A 17,503-nucleotide genomic window follows, 5' to 3' on the forward strand; every position below is an offset into this window, starting at 1 on the left:
AGCTGTGAACAAGAAAGATAAAGATTTAACTGGAAAACAAAAAGCAGCACTCCTGTTAATTTCCTTAGGACCAGAGGTTTCGGCTGCTGTTTATAAACATTTAAATGAAGAAGAAATTGAGAGGCTGACACTTGAAATTTCAAGTGTGAAAAAAGTGGAACCAGAAGCAAAAGAAGAGATTATAGAAGAATTTCATAATATTGCGTTAGCTCAAGATTATATATCCCAAGGTGGGATAGGCTATGCGAAAACTGTTTTAGAGAAAGCACTGGGCAATGAGCAAGCACAAGCGATTATTAATCGATTGACATCCTCTCTTCAAGTAAGACCATTTGATTTTGCTAGAAGAACGGATCCGGCTCAAATATTTAACTTTATCCAAAATGAACACCCTCAAACCATTGCATTAATTCTGTCTTATTTAGAACCACAGCAAGCGGGAGTGATACTGTCATCATTGCCGCAAGAAGTTCAGGCGGATATTGCCAAGCGTATTGCTACAATGGAATCTACCTCACCGGAAGTCATCAGTGAGATTGAATCAGTACTTGAGCGGAAACTTTCTTCAACTGTAACGCAAGATTACACGGAAACAGGCGGAGTAGATGCTGTAGTAGAAGTCTTGAATGGTGTAGATCGTCAAACCGAAAAAACCATTTTGGATGCATTAGAAATCCAAGATCCAGAGCTTGCTGAAGAGATTAAAAAACGCATGTTTGTATTCGAAGATATTGTTACGCTTGATAATCGTTCCATTCAGCGTGTTATCCGCGATTGTGAAAATGAAGATTTACTTCTTTCATTAAAAGTATCAAGTGACGAAGTGAAAGAAATTATCTTTAAAAATATGTCACAGCGGATGGCAGAAACATTTAAAGAGGAAATGGATGTTATGGGGCCAGTGCGGTTAAGAGATGTGGAAGAAGCCCAGTCCCGAATTGTTGCAGTGATTAGACGATTAGAAGATGCAGGAGAAATAATTGTCGCACGTGGTGGAGGAGATGACGTTATTGTCTAAAATTATTCGTTTTGACAATCCTGAAAGCTCTAAAGAAGTATTCCGCACAATTGAAATTAAAGACTTGTTTACACATCAAAGCACAGAGAATATAGAAGTTACCCCTGAAAGTCTATTTGAAGAAAGAGAACGTCTCCTGGCGGACGCACGCCAAGAAATTGAGCGTGAAAGAGAGATGTTTGAGCAGTTTCGATTAGTTGCACAACAAGAGATAGAAGATGCAAAAGCAAACTGGGAACAAGAAAAGATGGAATTGCAGCAACAAGCATATGAAGAGGGCTTTCAGCAAGGTATAGAAGAAGGCCGTTTGAAAGCTGAATCTAATATGAGTGAAGCTATTCAATTGGCGAATGATACTGTAATCCAGGCAAAATCACATGCACAACAATATTTACAAGAACAAGAAGCTGTTATCTTGAATATTGCAATTAATGCTGCAGAAAAGATTTTAGGATCTGTACTAGAGGAAAATGAAGAACGTTATATGGATATAGTACGCAGAGGCTTAAAAGAAGCGAGAGAGATGAAAGAAATTAAAATCTATACGTCTTTAGCATATTACGAATTGGTATCTGCACATATAGACGAGCTAAAAGCCATGTTTCCTGTAGGCGTTCCTGTCATGGTATTTGTAGATGAGGATCTTGCTAATACAGATTCTTATATTGAAACAAATCATGGAAGAATTATGGTAGGCATTGATCAACAATTAAACGAGCTGAGACTTAAACTTGTAGAAATCTTAGAAAGTGTGGATTGATTCATGAAAGCAGCAGATTTAATGAAACATATATCTGGAATTCAAACCTTTAAAAAGTTTGGAAGGGTTACACGTGTTGTTGGCTTAATGATTGAATCACAAGGACCTGAAAGTTCTATAGGTGATGTATGTAAAATTCATGTAAATACTGTGAAACATGGACATCAAGAAATTCTTGCTGAAGTAGTCGGGTTTAAAGATGAAATTGTGGTATTAATGCCATACACGTCACTTCGTGAAATTTCGATAGGCTGTTTAGTTGAAGGAACAAATGCGCCACTTGAAATAAAAGTAGGGCCAGAATTGATTGGCAAGGTGTTAGATTCCATGGGTCGCCCAATAGATGGAGCGAAATTGCCGAAGGGGCTATCGACAGTTCCAACGGAAGAAGATCCCCCTAATCCTTTAACTAGGCCACCTATCAATGAAACATTGGAAGTAGGCGTAAAAGCAATTGATGGGATGCTAACAGTTGGAAAAGGTCAGAGAGTGGGCATATTTGCTGGCTCGGGAGTAGGTAAGTCCACATTGCTCGGTATGATTGCAAGAAATACAAAAGCGGATCTAAACATTATTGCATTAATTGGCGAACGAGGTCGTGAAGTAAGGGAGTTTATTGAGCGAGATTTAGGACCGGAAGGACTAAAGCGGTCAATTGTAATTGCTGCTACATCAGATCAGCCAGCGTTGATGCGTATCAAAGGCGCATTTACCGCAACAGCTATTGCAGAATATTTTCGTAATAAGGGGATGAGCGTCATGCTCATGATGGACTCTGTTACACGAGTGGCGATGGCACAGCGGGAAATAGGACTAGCTACAGGTGAACCACCTGCACAAAAAGGTTACACGCCGTCTGTCTTTGCTATTCTACCTAAATTGCTTGAACGGACAGGAACTAATGAATTTGGCTCTATTACAGCGTTTTATACCGTGCTAGTTGATGGTGATGATATGAATGAGCCAATCGCCGATACGGTGCGAGGGATTCTAGACGGTCACATTGTTTTGGACAGGGCTTTGGCAAATAAGGGACAATACCCAGCAATTAATGTGTTGAAAAGTGTGAGTCGCTTAATGAATCATATTGCAGATAAAGAACATGTAAAAGCTGCGGAACATATCAGAGAACTTTATTTTACTTATGATAAATCAGAAGACTTAATCAATATTGGCGCTTATAAAAAAGGTACTTCTAGAGAAATCGACGAAGCGATTTACAATGAGCCTCTGATTACCTCTTATTTAAAACAAGGGTTTATGGATAAAATCAGCATGGAAGACAGTGTAGAAGAATTAGTGAAACTATCGAATGGCGGTGCAAGGTAGATGCAAGCTTATCAATATCGTTTTGATAAAGTAATGACAGTAAAACAGCAAGAAAAAAACCAAACAGAAATTGCCTTTAAGGAAGCGCAGAAGTCATTTGAAGATATAGCTACAAAATTATATACACTTTTAAAGAAGAAAGAGGATTTAATAGAGTACCATGAAAAAAAACTTTTAAGTGGCTCAAGTATTAATGAAATGCGCCATCATACAAAGTTTTTGGAAAGTATCGAACGTTCAATTGCTGAGACCCAACAGAAAGTTGTACTTGCCCGTTCAAAAATGGAATGGCATAAAGATAAATTATTAGAAACATCTTTAGAATATCGAAAATATGAAAAAATGAAAGAGAAAGATTATCGCAGTTATTTGAAAGAACAAGATCGTCTAGAGTTAATTCAGTTGGACGAGCTATCTTCAATAGCTTATTACAACAAAGAAATCAGGTGAATATATGGCAAAGCAAAAGCCCAAAAAAAGAAGTGTACCGCAACAGAGCAATGAAAGAACAATAGAAGAAAAAAACCCTGGTTTTTTCCAAAAGTTATTTTTTTGGGTCATTATTCCACTGCTGTTTGTGTCTGCTGTGCTCCTGATTGTGGCGGAAGTTAGCGGAATTAATGTGTTTGAAAAAGCAAAAAATATGACGATTTCTTCTTCGCAAGACAAAGAAGAGAATTTAACGAAAAGAAATTCACAAAATGAAAAGCAAATAGCCGATTTAAAAGCACAGCTCCAAGAAAAAGAAGCTGAAATAGCGAAGATGCAAGGTGAAATAGAAGATGCTAATAGTACTACTTCTAAAATGTCGATTGAAAAGCATCGTCTAGAAGTGCAATTAAAGAAGGCGGAAAACAATAAAAATGAAATAACAAAGGAATTTGGCGATATTGTTACAACATATGAGAAAATGGCGCCAAAATCAGCTGCACCTGTTATAACAAATATGAAAGATAAAGATGCATTAAAAATCTTAACAAACCTTAAGCCGGATACACTCGCAGCCATCTTAGAAAAAATGCCTGCTGATAAGGCTGCTCACTATACTTCGCTTTTATCCAAAAATTAGATCGAGCATGTTCCGCATGTTTCGATGAGAGGAGGTGAACAAATTGAATATTGACCGATTAGATTTAATTCAACCAGTGAAAGTAGAAAATGAAGGAACCAAATCTCAGCAACAAGCGGAGGGGAATTCCGGCTTTTTAAATGAACTGACCACAGCGACAGAAAAGGCTGCAAGTAAAACTGAGTCAAATGTTGTTGAAATACCTAAAGAAGATGAAGAAAAAAATATTTTTCGTGTAAATTTGCAACAAGGTCTAGAAGGATTGTTAGGCGCAAGCCTAAAGCTCTCAAAGACACAGGCTCAAGTTGAAAGTAATGAAGTAAAACCAGATGATTTGATGCCAATTTTGCAAACAAACACGTTAGAAGAACTTGGTCAGCTTTTAAATGTAAAGATAGATGAAGATGAATTAACAAACGGACCATTAACGTTAGATAAAATACTATCTTCACTAGGAATTCAAAAAGAAGAGTTCCAAAAGACAATCAAACAATTAACAGAAGATGATGCAAAAGCCCAGGACATTTGGGAATTGCTAGCTTCACTTGATCAGAATGCCTATTCTTTCATCCAAAAAATTGTCTCTTCTATTAATGGAGGAAAGGCTCCTGAATTGCCAAAGGCGCAAACATCAGAGTTACTCCAAGTTTTGAAAGTAGTAGCACTGGTTTCACAGAAAACAGATATGACAGTAAAACAAGAATATTTAACATATCAAGCAAAAGAAATACTAAATGTTATTGCTGAAAAAGCAGGCCAACAAGCTGAACAAAGTAAAACTTCGAAGCTTACGTTGCCAAAATTGCAAAACACGCAAGATATGAATATAAAAACAAACTTAGAAGCGGCAACAAATAATCAAGCAAGCACTGTACAGCCATTAACAAAAGAAATTACTTCTAACCATACAATTTCAATAGCTTTACCCGATAATAAAGCAGGGCAAGCTGAAACATTTGTGAAGGAATTCCAATCAATAATCGAACGAATGCAAATTTCAAAAAATATGGCTGGTACCAAACTGTTAATTAAGCTATATCCCGAAAACTTAGGATCCATTCGTGTAGAACTCTCTCAAAAAGATGGGTTACTGACAGCTCGTTTTCTAGCATCTACTGCTATTGGTAAGGACATGCTTGAAAGTCAAATACAGCAATTAAAGCAAGGGCTAGTCAATCAGCATATCCAATTAGATCGAATTGATGTGGCACAAGCTTTGAGTGAGCCAGCTAGAAATGAAAAGGGCCAACAACAATTCCAGCAACAATCCTTTAAACAGCAAACAAATGACGATCAGCGGCAACCAGAAGATAAAGAAGAGAAATCAAGCTTTGAAGATTTCTTAATGGAAATGGAGGTTTAATTATTGGAAGATGCTAAGGTGAATAACCAGTCTGTTAACTCGAATTACTATTTATCTAACAAAAAAAGTGCAGCGAAGCAAACTGGCAATAGTTCACTAGATAAAGATGCTTTTTTACAGCTTCTAGTTACACAATTGCAAAATCAAGACCCGACAAGTCCAATGGATGATAAAGAATTCATCTCGCAAATGGCTCAGTTTTCTTCATTAGAACAGATGCAAAATGTCGCCAAATCAATTGATTCTTTGTCAACCATCGCACAACAATCGCAACTTATGCAATACAACAGTTTCATAGGCAAAAGTGTTAATTGGCATGAAATAACGTCAAAAACGGATGAGGATGGCAAGCCTATCATCAATTCGGGTACGGGCGTTGTCAGCAAAATAACCTATGATGGTGATTCTGTCTTCTTAACTCTTGCAGACGGCAAAAAATTAACTCCCGCTAATATTTCTGAAGTAGTAGGTGAATCATCAACAGGTTCTGTTCCAAACTATTCAAGTTCCCTTGTTGAAGCTAGTTTGCTAATAGGAAAAAATGTAACTTATAAAGATGAAAATGGTGATACAGATAAAACTGGCCAAATACAATCTGTGAAGAAATCAACTAATGGTGCTGTCATGTTTGTTTTATCTGATGGAAAAGAGATAAAAGAAGATCAGTTTACCTCTATCTCTGCCTAGGGAGGAGTAAATATGACGAAAATCAACTTTATCCCTCAACCATTTCCGTTGCAAAAAGGTTTGCCGCCGAGAAATGTTCAAACAACAAAGCAGACATCAACCCAAACTTTTGGGGATCTTTTGGCAGAGCAGACAAATGGTCAGCTGAAAATTAGTAAGCATGCATCGAATAGGCTCAATGAACGCAATATTCATATTGATGAAAAGCAATGGGCCAAAATTTCAGCAAAAGTACAGGAAGCTAAAGCCAAGGGAGTCAATGAATCACTTGTTTTACTGAATAACGCTGCACTAATCGTCAGCGCGAAAAATGCAACCGTCATTACAGCCATGGATTTACAAGAAGCAGAAAATCAATTATTTACTAATATTAACGGAGCTATAGTGCTAAGTTAGGCAGGACCAGAAATGGGTGCCTATGTATTGCCGAATGACAGAGGCAATACGCTTACTATGAAGGGAGAAAACATATTATGTTACGTTCTATGTATTCAGGAATTAGCGGTCTTAAAAATTTTCAAACCAAATTAGATGTAATCGGCAATAACATTGCTAATGTAAACACGTACGGCTTTAAAAAAGGGCGAGTTGTTTTTAAAGATTTAATCTCACAAACCACTCAAGGAGCCACAGCACCTGGTGATAATTTAGGTGGTGTAAACCCTAAGCAAATAGGGCTTGGCTCTCAAGTAGCAGCCATTGATACGATTCATGATGCTGGTTCTATGCAGACAACTGGTCGTACATTAGATGTGGCAATTTCAGGGGATGGCTATTTTGTCGTGAAAGATGGAGAAAATGAATATTATACAAGAGCAGGAAACTTCTATTTAGACAGCAATGGCACGTTAGTAACTAGTGATGGCAAGAAAGTAGAAGTAGGTGGAGAAGTATCAATCCCTACTACTGCCACTGAATTGACAATCGGTAAGGATGGTACAATTTCTTACACTGAAAATAATACATTGGTGCAAGCTGGCCAAATTCAAATTGCTCGTTTCGCAAACCCTGCTGGATTGACTAAAGTAGGAGGAAACTACTTCCAAGTTTCTAACAACTCTGGTGAAGCTCAAATTGGCAATCCAAATGAAGAAGGAAGAGGTACAACTGAATCTGGATTCTTAGAAATGTCTAATGTGGATTTATCAGAAGAGTTTACTGATATGATTGTAGCTCAACGTGGATTCCAAGCAAATTCCCGTATTATCACTACATCAGATGAGATTTTACAAGAATTAATGAATTTAAAACGATAATTTAGATTGAATAACTTTAACTATGGAGGGGGGCTGGGCCGGCTCTATTCACCCGGCCCTTATATCCTATGATTTCTTTAACAAAGCTTAATAAAAAAGCATTTTCTTTAAATGCTTTATACATAGAATCGGTCGAAGAGTTTCCGGATACAACCATCACGTTAACAACTGGGCGAAAATATGTGGTATTAGAATCAAAAGAAGAAGTACAACGCAGAATAATCGCGTTTTACCGCTCAGTTCAACTTTTATCAAACCCGCATCTAAGAGGTGAGAAAGATGAAGAAGAATAAACTACTGACAATCATGTTGATTATCCTTGTTTCCATTACATTGTTAGGGGTTGTCGCTGTAGTCGTTGTGACACAATTAAATAAAGGGGCAGAGCCTAAAGTGGAAAGTATTGATGATGTCGTAGCATCATCTGTAGATATTGAAGAAATTACTACCAATATTAAAGATGATAATTATGTTAAAATTGCTTTAAAAATACAAACATCAAATAAAGATGCAGCAGCGGAATTAACAAAACGTGATTTCCAAGTGAAAAGCATCCTTATTGATGAGCTTTCTGAAATGTCCAGAGAAGATTTGGAAGGTAAGAAAGGCAAAGAATTATTGGAAAGTACTTTAAAAACAAAAATTAATGAATTAATGCAAGAAGGAGAAGTTCAGCAAGTATATATAACTTCTTATATTATTCAATAAAAATTTTTTGATTTACTTTGCCGGAAATAGACTTTAAAAAGTTTTATTTAATTTGTTTGGAGGTGATCGAATGGCAGGAGATGTGTTATCGCAATCTGAAATTGATGCACTGCTATCAGCTTTGTCTACAGGAGAGATGTCGGCAGATGATATTAAGAAGGAAGAGGAAGCGAAAAAGGTAAAAGTATATGATTTTAAACGTGCACTTCGTTTTTCGAAAGATCAAATTCGCAGTTTAACTCGTATACATGAAAATTTTGCTCGTTTGCTTACCACTTTCTTTTCTGCTCAGCTTAGAACATATGTACAAATTACCGTTGCATCCGTAGACCAAATCCCATTCGAAGAATTTATCAGGTCCATTCCGAATATGACGTTGATTAATGTATTTGAGGTACCTCCGTTAGACGGTAATATCTTAATGGAGATCAATCCAAATATCGCATATTCTATGTTGGATCGATTAATGGGAGGAAGCGGCTCAAGCCATAGTAATGTAGATAACCTCACTGAGATTGAAACGAAAATTATGACAAACCTTTTTGAGCGTTCTTTTGATAATTTAAGAGAAGCATGGGCCAATATAGCAGACATTGACCCCATATTAAATGAATTGGAAGTTAATCCGCAATTTTTACAAATGATATCACCGAATGAAACGGTGGTCGTCATTTCTTTTAACTCTATAATAGGTGAAACAAGTGGCATGATTAATATTTGTATACCACATGTTGTCCTGGAGCCCATTGTTCCAAACCTATCTGTCCGCTACTGGATGCAATCAAATAAAGCAGATGTTTCACCAGAACAAACCGCGATTATTGAAAAGAGGGTGAAACAATCCGAATTAGAAGTGGTAGCTCAATTAGGTGATACTGATATTAGCATTGAAGACTTTCTCACACTTCAATATGGTGATGTGTTGCAGTTAGATCAAAAAATTAGCGATCCGTTAACTTTAAGTGTTGGAGGAATCCCTAAATTTACAATACAGCCCGGTACAATTAAGAAAAGAATGGCTGTCCAAATTATTGATTCTTTGAAAGGAGGAGACGACGATGAGTGATGACATGTTGTCGCAAGAAGAAATTGAAGCCCTACTGAGAGGTGAGTCAATTAATAATAACGATGATCACGTCGATAATGATGCTTCAGCGTCCGAAACGTATAATGTGACAGACTATTTAGACCCAATGTCACAAGATGCGCTTGGCGAAATTGGAAACATTTCATTTGGTAGCTCAGCTACTGCCCTTTCATCATTATTGGGCCAGAAAGTTGAAATTACAACACCATCTATTACGATGATTAACCGCACGAATCTTGAAGCGGAATTCCCTCATCCATATGTAGCTATTCAGGTCGAATATACTACCGGTTTAATAGGAATGAATTTATTAGTCATTAAACAATCAGATGCAGCAATTATTGCTGATTTGATGTTAGGAGGGGACGGGCAAGCACCCGCCGAAGATCTAGGAGAGATTCATTTGAGTGCAGTGCAAGAAGCAATGAACCAAATGATGGGTTCTGCTGCTACGTCAATGTCTACTATCTTTAATAAAAAAGTAGATATTTCACCGCCGATGATTGACCTCATGAATATCTCTAACAATGAGGGGACAGAAAATATTCCAACAGATGAATTGCTCGTAAAAGTCTCATTTAGATTAAAAATTGGCAATTTAATAGATTCAAATATTATGCAGTTACTGCCTTTAGAGTTTAGTAAATCTCTTGTCCATCAATTAATGAATCCTGAACAGGAAGAATCGGCTGTAACGGCGACAGAACTTCCCGAAACAACGATGCAGCATCAGCAAGAGGAAATTCCTGCTGCACCAGTTAAAACACAGCAAGAAGAACGACCAGTACAACAAAATACACAACCGCCGATGAATCATCAGCAGACACAAGAAGAGCCGTATATGATACAAACGCGAGAACAGAGACAACCTGCAAACGTACAGCAAGCACAATTTGCTAGCTTTGAAAATACGAATTTGAAACAATCAGAAGCTAGAAATTTAGATATGTTGCTTGACATACCATTGCAAGTTACTGTTGAATTAGGTCGTACGAAACGTTCTGTAAAGGAAATTTTAGAACTAGCTAGCGGTTCCATTATAGAGCTGGATAAATTAGCTGGTGAACCAGTTGATATCCTAGTCAATAGTCGTCTAATTGCAAAAGGAGAAGTAGTTGTAATTGACGAGAATTTCGGTGTGCGTATTACAGATATCTTAAGCAAAGCAGACCGGCTCAATAATCTGAAATAGAAGTAAACGGGGGAATAAGAATGTCAAAACGTATTTTAATTGTAGATGACGCAGCATTTATGCGAATGATGATCAAGGATATCCTAACGAAGAATGGATTTGAGGTTGTCGGAGAAGCTGGAGATGGAGCACAAGCTGTCGAAAAGTATGCCGAGTTAAAACCCGATTTAGTCACTATGGATATTACAATGCCTGAAATGGACGGTATTGCTGCTTTGAAAGAAATTAAACAAAAAGATCCTAGTGCCATTATTATCATGTGTTCAGCTATGGGACAACAAGCTATGGTAATCGATGCAATTCAAGCGGGTGCAAAAGACTTTATCGTTAAGCCTTTCCAAGCAGATCGTGTAATAGAAGCTATCCAAAAAGCGTTAGGTTAAGTAAATGCGCTCTAAGTTACTTCTAAAAATAATGTTATGTTTGACGGCATTATTTTTAATTACAAACCTTACTACGCCACATGTATCTATTGTTCATGCAGCTTCGCATGATTCAGTTGATGATTGTTTGAAAAACCGGGATACATGTAAGGATGATAATTTGGCGCCTGTCTCGGATGATGATTCCGGGACAGCTGTCGGTTTGTCGGCATGGGAGTATATTAAAATGATGCTAGCTCTCGGCTTTGTAGTAGTTCTCCTTTACGGGGTGCTAAAGCTTGTGAACAGTCGAAATAGTAAATATCAACAAAATCAACTTATGCAAAATTTAGGTGGCATTTCATTGGGGCAGCAAAAGTCTGTTCAGCTCTTAAAAGTTGGACAAGCGCTCTATATTGTAGGCGTTGGTGAAAATGTTAATATGCTGAAAGAAGTGACGGACCAAAATGAGAAGGAACGTCTGCTAGAACTATACAATGAACGGCAGGAACGTTCCTCACAAATGCCATATATACTGGAACTTTTAAACAAAAAAAAGGGACGGAAAAATAACAATCAAAAGGATCTTGCAAATCTGGACTTCAAAGGAGAATTAGAAGAACAGTTGCAAGAAATGAAAGAGCATCGCAATCAACAACTAGAAGAATGGAAGCAAAAGGAGAGTAGAAAAAATGAATGATTTTATCCATTATTTCTCCGATAGTGATCCTTCCAATGTTTCATCTTCTGTGAAGCTATTGCTTACGCTGACAGTTTTATCTTTAGCACCAAGCATTTTAATTTTAATGACCTGCTTTACTAGGATTGTCATTATTTTATCGTTTGTGCGTACAGCTCTAGCCACACAACAAATGCCACCAAATCAGGTGATTGTTGGTTTAGCGCTATTTTTAACTTTTTTCATTATGACTCCTACATTTCAAGATGTTAATAAACATGCATTGCAACCATTATTTGATGAAAAGATTACATTAGATGAAGCATACTCGAAAGCTAGCAAACCATTTAAAGAGTTTATGAGCAAGCATACGAGGCAGAAAGATTTAGACCTATTCTTAAAGTATTCTGGTGCGAAAGAACGTCCAAAAACGATTGAGGATATTCCGCTTACAACAATGGTGCCTGCTTACACCATCAGTGAATTAAAAACAGCCTTTCAAATGGGTTTTATGATTTTCATTCCGTTTTTAGTTATTGATATGATTGTTGCAAGTATATTAATGTCCATGGGGATGATGATGTTACCGCCAGTTATGATTTCATTGCCATTTAAGATATTGTTATTCGTTTTGGTAGATGGTTGGTACCTGGTAGTAAAATCGCTTTTAGAAAGTTTTTAGGGGATGAGTATATATGTCGGCTGAAATGGTGATTAAAGTAGCAGAAGAATCAATTAAAATCATATTGCTCGTCTCTGGACCACTTTTGCTTGTAGCACTTGTGACAGGGCTTTTGGTTAGTATTTTTCAAGCTACAACCCAAATACAAGAACAAACGCTAGCTTTTGTGCCGAAAATTGTCGCTGTATTAGTGGCCATTATTTTTTTTGGCCCTTGGATGCTTACAAAAATGACATCCTTTACGAAAGACATTATTGCAAATCTCGGCCGCTTTATAGGGTGATTTGATGGAAGAACTATTACCTAAAATAAGCGTATTATTGCTCATACTTGTTCGGATATCTTCTTTTTTTATGATTGTGCCTTTTTATTCTTATCGCACAATTCCTGCAAAAGTAAAAATTGCTATTGCATTAGTACTTTCATGGATGATGTATTACACCATGGACATTAAGCCTTTCGAGATTAATGGAGACTATATATTGCTGATTTTAAAAGAAGCTGTTGTCGGCCTTTCTATAGGTCTAATGGCTTATATAATAATGACGGCAATTCAAATTGCAGGCGGTTTTATCGATTTTCAAATGGGTTTTGCAATCGCGAATGTCATTGATCCTCAAACAGGTGCACAAACACCTCTGATGGGACAATTTTTTAATACACTTGCACTCCTAGTTCTTATCGGCACAAATGGACATCACTTAATATTAGACGGAATTTATTATAGTTATCAATATATACCGATGGATAGTGTGTGGCCCGATTTCGGAGGAAATAATACGCCGGTGTTTATTATGAAAACATTCGCAAGTGCATTTGGGATTGCTTTTCAAATGTCCATTCCAATTGTAGCTACCCTATTTCTTGTAGATATTGCCTTAGGTATAACAGCGAGGACTGTTCCACAATTAAATATATTTGTGGTTGGTTTTCCAATTAAAATAGGGGTAAGTTTTATTGTATTAATTGTCACGATGAGCGTAATGGTTATGGTTATGCAAAGGCTATTTAATATGATGCTTATCGCAATGCGGGAATTTATGGCGTTATTAGGTGGTGGATAGAATGGAATGGCTTCAATTAGACTTGCAATTTTTTGCAGGTGAAAAAACGGAAAGAGCAACACCAAAAAAAAGACAAGATGCCAGAAAGAAAGGACAAGTCCTAAAGAGCCAAGATGTTACCAGCGCTATTGTCCTGCTATCTGTTTTTCTATTTCTACTCGTTGGTGCTGGATCCATGCGCGATAGAATCCTTTCTTTTTTTAAACAAACCTTTTCTAAATACATGCTTATGGATTCTTTATCAATAGAGGTTGCCGTACAGATTTATAAAGATGTAGTAGTCGAAATGGCATATGTTTTATTGCCGATTATGGCCATTGCTGTTGTAGCAGGCGTAGTAGGAAACTTTTTGCAATTTGGCCTACTCTTTACGACAGAGCCATTAAAATTTGACTTAACAAAGTTAGATCCTATTAAAGGTTTAAAAAGAATTATTTCCGTGAGATCAATAATTGAATTACTAAAATCTATTTTAAAAATTTCTTTGATTGGTTCAGTAACAACAGCCATTCTCTGGATGAATATTGATGAAGTATTAAGTCTTTCTTTTAAATCGCCAGGAGCAACCTTAAGAACAATAGCAAAACTGACTGTACTAATGGGGATTGCTGCTTCTGCTGTTTTATTAATTATAGCTATACTTGATTATCTTTATCAGAAATTTGACTATGAAAAAAACCTAAAAATGTCTAAGCAGGACATTAAGGATGAATATAAAAATTCAGAAGGTGATCCGCTTATTAAGTCCAAAATTAAGCAAAGACAGCGCGAAATGGCTATGAGGCGGATGATGCAAGAAGTACCGCATGCTGATGTGGTGATTACTAACCCGACACATTATGCTATTGCATTAAAATATGATGACCAAACAATGGATGCCCCGCAAGTCATTGCTAAAGGAACAGATCTGATCGCCCAAAAAATTAAGTTAATCGCGAAAGAAAATAATGTTGTGATGGTAGAAAATCGCCCGCTCGCACGTGCAATGTACGATCAAGTAGAAATCGGAAAGCATATTCCAGATGAGTTTTTTAAGGCCGTAGCTGAGGTGTTAGCGTATGTATATCGAATTAAGCAAAAAATTTAAGGGCCAGAGGGAGAGATAATATGAAATTTCGCGATATTGCGGTATTAGCAGCGGTTATTATGATTGTAGCGATGCTCATCATCCCTTTGCCGCCATGGTTATTAAGTTTTTTAATCATTGTGAATATAACACTTGCATTACTTGTTCTGTTAACAGCTATGAACATGAAGGAAGCATTAGAATTTTCTATCTTCCCTTCGCTCTTATTATTGTTAACGTTATTCCGATTAGGACTGAACGTTTCCACTACACGTGCTATTCTAACTGGTGGAGATGCAGGGAATGTGGTAGAAACTTTCGGAACATTCGTTGTCCGTGGCAATGTTCTGGTAGGATTAGTGGTATTTGTTATTTTAGTTATTATTCAGTTTATTGTTATTACAAAAGGTTCAGAGCGTGTATCAGAAGTAGCAGCACGTTTTACATTAGATGCAATGCCTGGTAAACAAATGGCAATTGATGCTGATTTGAATGCAGGTTTAATTTCTGAAACGGATGCAAGAGAACGCCGTGAAAAAGTGAGTAATGAAGCTGACTTTTATGGATCAATGGATGGTGCCACTAAATTTGTAAAAGGTGATGCCATTGCAGCGATTATCATCGTAATGATCAATTTAATTGTCGGATTAGTAATCGGTATTGTACAAATGGATATGGAATTTTCGGATGCAGTCCATTTATTTACGACTTTAACGGTTGGTGATGGTCTAGTTTCGCAAGTGCCAGCATTATTGATTTCAACTGCGACTGGTATCGTTGTTACTCGAGCTGCATCAGAGGGTAATCTAAGTACAGATATTACTGGACAGCTCTTTACAAATCCTACATTGATTTATATAGCAGCTGGTACTATTTTTACTTTAGGCCTAGTAACGCCGATAAAATTTATCTATACCGTTCCTGTGGCTGCTATTCTTGCATTTATCGCCTATCGACTGAAAAATGCACATAAAGAAGATATTGAAGAATTAGAACAAATCGAAGAAGTAGAAACAACAGACAATTTAAAAAGCCCTGAAAATGTTGTTAATCTATTAAATGTAGATCCCATTGAATTTGAGTTTGGTTATGGGTTGATTCCTCTTGTTGATGCAACGCAAGGTGGAGATTTACTAGATCGTGTTGTTATGATTCGAAGGCAATTGGCCCTTGAATTAGGGATTGTCATTCCAGTAGTCCGAATTCGCGATAATATTCAGCTTCAGCCTAATGAATATCGAATTAAGATAAAAGGCAGTGAGATGGCACATGGAGAATTGCTTCTTGACCATTATCTAGCAATGAGCCCAGGCGATGATGATTCGATTGAAGGAATTGATACAGTAGAACCGTCATTTGGGTTACCAGCTAAATGGATTACAGAACAAGTGAAGGAAGAGGCTGAGATGCTTGGTTATACAGTTGTTGACCCGCCTAGCGTTGTCTCTACGCATTTAACTGAAGTGATTCGAGCAAATGCAGCTCAATTATTAGGCAGACAAGAGACTAAACAATTGATAGACCATTTACAAGAGACAGCACCAATCTTGGTTGAAGAAACAACGCCAAGTCCGCTGTCTATTGGCGAGATCCAAAAGGTATTAGCGAAGCTTTTGGCGGAAAATGTATCTATACGGAATTTGCCTATTATATTTGAAACATTGGCTGACTACTCCAAGTTAACATCTGATGTGGATGTATTAACAGAGTATGTAAGGCAGTCATTAGCACGACAGATTACGACGCAGTATTCAAATGGCGAACAAGAGCTGAAAGTGTTGACTGTTTCAGCTAAAGTAGAAAAAATGATTGCAGATAGTATCCAACAAACAGACCATGGGAATTATCTGGCAATGGATCCAAATGACTCTCAAGCTATTTTAGAGTCCATTGCAAAAGAAGTGGAACGTATTGCCTTGTTTGAGCAATCACCTCTTATCCTTTGTTCGCCTGCTGTACGCATGTATGTAAGGCAGCTAACAGAAAGATATTTTCCACAAATTCCAATCCTATCATATAACGAATTAGAAGCATCGATTGAGATTCAAAGCGTTGGGGTGGTGAATGTAGAATGAAAATGAAGAAATATACGGCATCAACGATGGCTCTTGCAATGAAAAAAGTGGAGCAAGACTTAGGTGATGATGCAATCATTGTAAGTTCGAAAGTTGTCTATTCAAAGGGCTTCTTAGGAATGTTTAAAAAAAAGAGTATAGAAGTCATCGCGGGTAAGGAACCAGTAAGAAAGACTACAAGCGTTTCTATTCCTGCTTTAGACGATTCGCCGAAAGATGCAGTACTTCCTAATGAACACTCAGAGAAAATTAATAAAGAGTTGGCAGATTTAAAATCATTAGTTAAAACAATACAAAGACAATCGGTCAGTTACCAATATCCTGATGAATATGAGGAAATCATTCAACGACTAGAGCAGCAAGAGCTAAATCCTGAGCTCATCACAGCAGTAGGTGATGAGCTCTTTCAAGTGAAGAAAAATGGAAACGAGAAATTAGCGAAAGAGGACTATAAAGAGCTAGCTAAAGAAGAGCTTATTAAATTATTACAAGGGCTCCCATTTGGAGGACTTTCGTATAACAAGAAATATATCAATGTTTTAGGTCCGACTGGCGTCGGCAAAACGACAACCATTGCGAAAATGGCAGCACTTGCTGTTTTGCAGAAAAAGAAGAAAATTGGTTTTATAACAACAGATACGTATCGAATTGCAGCGATTGAACAATTAAAAGTCTATGCGAACTTACTTCAATCACCAGTAGAAATAGTTTATAGCAAAGAAGATTATGAACAAGCACTAGTCAAGTTTGATTCATTGGATATTGTTTTTATTGACACAGCGGGAAGAAATTATCGAGAAGCAAAATATATCAATGATTTACGTGAACTAATAGATATAGGAGATAATATGGAAAATTATCTGGTGCTCTCATTGACAGCGAAAGAACAGGATATGACAGAGATTATAGATCAATTTTCAGAGATTCCTATTGAAAAGTTCATATTTACTAAGATGGATGAGACAATTTCCATTGGCTCAATGATCAATTTAATGGTTAAATATAAGAAGGGACTTGCTTACTATACGAATGGTCAGGAAGTACCAGAGGATATTGAGGAAGCTACTGCTGAAAATATAGTCGAATTGCTCATTCAAGGAGATTAG

Annotated in this window: 21 protein-coding genes; all 21 read left to right on the forward strand. The window is 37.1% G+C overall.

Features of this window, described 5'->3' with window-relative positions; translation table 11 throughout:
* The first annotated feature begins 4 nt into the window (after positions 1-4).
* On the forward strand, positions 5-1,018 hold the full coding sequence (gene fliG / locus AC6CHJ_RS03970) for a flagellar motor switch protein FliG (RefSeq protein ID WP_392994634.1): 1,014 nt from the start codon (positions 5-7) through the stop codon (positions 1,016-1,018).
* Positions 1,002-1,778, forward strand: coding sequence for a flagellar assembly protein FliH (fliH, locus tag AC6CHJ_RS03975; RefSeq protein WP_498287351.1), 777 nt, complete (start codon positions 1,002-1,004; stop codon positions 1,776-1,778). The genes fliG and fliH overlap by 17 nt, the downstream gene beginning before the upstream one ends.
* 3 nt (positions 1,779-1,781) lie before the next feature.
* Positions 1,782-3,107 carry a flagellar protein export ATPase FliI gene (gene fliI / locus AC6CHJ_RS03980; RefSeq protein WP_392994632.1) on the forward strand — a complete coding sequence of 442 codons (1,326 nt, stop codon included), beginning with the start codon at positions 1,782-1,784 and terminating at the stop codon, positions 3,105-3,107.
* Entirely contained in the window at positions 3,108-3,557 is a 450-nt protein-coding gene (gene fliJ / locus AC6CHJ_RS03985) for a flagellar export protein FliJ (protein ID WP_498287353.1), read from the forward strand.
* Between the two features lie 4 nt (positions 3,558-3,561).
* Complete coding sequence (locus AC6CHJ_RS03990; RefSeq protein ID WP_392994628.1) at positions 3,562-4,176, forward strand: MotE family protein; 615 nt, start codon at positions 3,562-3,564, stop codon at positions 4,174-4,176.
* Positions 4,177-4,219: 43 nt separating this feature from the next.
* Positions 4,220-5,539 carry a flagellar hook-length control protein FliK gene (locus tag AC6CHJ_RS03995; RefSeq protein WP_498287355.1) on the forward strand — a complete coding sequence of 440 codons (1,320 nt, stop codon included), beginning with the start codon at positions 4,220-4,222 and terminating at the stop codon, positions 5,537-5,539.
* Between the two features lie 3 nt (positions 5,540-5,542).
* Entirely contained in the window at positions 5,543-6,226 is a 684-nt protein-coding gene (gene flgD, locus AC6CHJ_RS04000) for a flagellar hook assembly protein FlgD (protein ID WP_498287356.1), read from the forward strand.
* Between the two features lie 12 nt (positions 6,227-6,238).
* On the forward strand, positions 6,239-6,622 hold the full coding sequence (locus tag AC6CHJ_RS04005; protein WP_498287358.1) for a TIGR02530 family flagellar biosynthesis protein: 384 nt from the start codon (positions 6,239-6,241) through the stop codon (positions 6,620-6,622).
* A 77-nt stretch (positions 6,623-6,699) separates the two neighbouring features.
* Positions 6,700-7,482 carry a flagellar basal body rod protein FlgG gene (gene flgG, locus AC6CHJ_RS04010; RefSeq protein WP_392994620.1) on the forward strand — a complete coding sequence of 261 codons (783 nt, stop codon included), beginning with the start codon at positions 6,700-6,702 and terminating at the stop codon, positions 7,480-7,482.
* A 68-nt stretch (positions 7,483-7,550) separates the two neighbouring features.
* On the forward strand, positions 7,551-7,775 hold the full coding sequence (locus AC6CHJ_RS04015) for a flagellar FlbD family protein (RefSeq protein ID WP_392994618.1): 225 nt from the start codon (positions 7,551-7,553) through the stop codon (positions 7,773-7,775).
* Complete coding sequence (gene fliL / locus AC6CHJ_RS04020) at positions 7,762-8,190, forward strand: flagellar basal body-associated protein FliL (protein WP_147194141.1); 429 nt, start codon at positions 7,762-7,764, stop codon at positions 8,188-8,190. The genes AC6CHJ_RS04015 and fliL overlap by 14 nt, the downstream gene beginning before the upstream one ends.
* A gap of 70 nt (positions 8,191-8,260) precedes the next feature.
* The gene (gene fliM, locus AC6CHJ_RS04025) at positions 8,261-9,256 is read left to right on the forward strand and encodes a flagellar motor switch protein FliM (RefSeq protein WP_066785624.1); all 996 of its coding nucleotides are present in this window, start codon (positions 8,261-8,263) and stop codon (positions 9,254-9,256) included.
* Entirely contained in the window at positions 9,249-10,469 is a 1,221-nt protein-coding gene (fliY, locus tag AC6CHJ_RS04030) for a flagellar motor switch phosphatase FliY (RefSeq protein WP_498287360.1), read from the forward strand. The genes fliM and fliY overlap by 8 nt, the downstream gene beginning before the upstream one ends.
* A 20-nt stretch (positions 10,470-10,489) precedes the next feature.
* The gene (locus AC6CHJ_RS04035) at positions 10,490-10,852 is read left to right on the forward strand and encodes a response regulator (protein WP_066785630.1); all 363 of its coding nucleotides are present in this window, start codon (positions 10,490-10,492) and stop codon (positions 10,850-10,852) included.
* 40 nt (positions 10,853-10,892) lie between these two features.
* The gene (locus AC6CHJ_RS04040) at positions 10,893-11,531 is read left to right on the forward strand and encodes a flagellar biosynthetic protein FliO (RefSeq protein ID WP_498287363.1); all 639 of its coding nucleotides are present in this window, start codon (positions 10,893-10,895) and stop codon (positions 11,529-11,531) included.
* The gene (gene fliP / locus AC6CHJ_RS04045; RefSeq protein ID WP_498287365.1) at positions 11,524-12,192 is read left to right on the forward strand and encodes a flagellar type III secretion system pore protein FliP; all 669 of its coding nucleotides are present in this window, start codon (positions 11,524-11,526) and stop codon (positions 12,190-12,192) included. The genes AC6CHJ_RS04040 and fliP overlap by 8 nt, the downstream gene beginning before the upstream one ends.
* Before the next feature lie 13 nt (positions 12,193-12,205).
* Positions 12,206-12,475 carry a flagellar biosynthesis protein FliQ gene (gene fliQ, locus AC6CHJ_RS04050; protein WP_147194133.1) on the forward strand — a complete coding sequence of 90 codons (270 nt, stop codon included), beginning with the start codon at positions 12,206-12,208 and terminating at the stop codon, positions 12,473-12,475.
* Positions 12,476-12,479: 4 nt separating this feature from the next.
* Positions 12,480-13,256, forward strand: coding sequence for a flagellar biosynthetic protein FliR (gene fliR, locus AC6CHJ_RS04055; RefSeq protein WP_498287368.1), 777 nt, complete (start codon positions 12,480-12,482; stop codon positions 13,254-13,256).
* 1 nt (position 13,257) lies between these two features.
* On the forward strand, positions 13,258-14,343 hold the full coding sequence (gene flhB / locus AC6CHJ_RS04060) for a flagellar biosynthesis protein FlhB (protein WP_392994612.1): 1,086 nt from the start codon (positions 13,258-13,260) through the stop codon (positions 14,341-14,343).
* Positions 14,344-14,363: 20 nt separating this feature from the next.
* Positions 14,364-16,397 (forward strand): flagellar biosynthesis protein FlhA, encoded by a 2,034-nt coding sequence (flhA, locus tag AC6CHJ_RS04065; protein ID WP_498287370.1) that lies wholly within the window; start codon positions 14,364-14,366, stop codon positions 16,395-16,397.
* Positions 16,394-17,503 (forward strand): flagellar biosynthesis GTPase FlhF, encoded by a 1,110-nt coding sequence (flhF, locus tag AC6CHJ_RS04070; RefSeq protein ID WP_498287372.1) that lies wholly within the window; start codon positions 16,394-16,396, stop codon positions 17,501-17,503. Before flhA ends, flhF begins: the two co-directional genes overlap by 4 nt.

The organism is Rummeliibacillus sp. GQ308 (genome assembly GCF_059759115.1).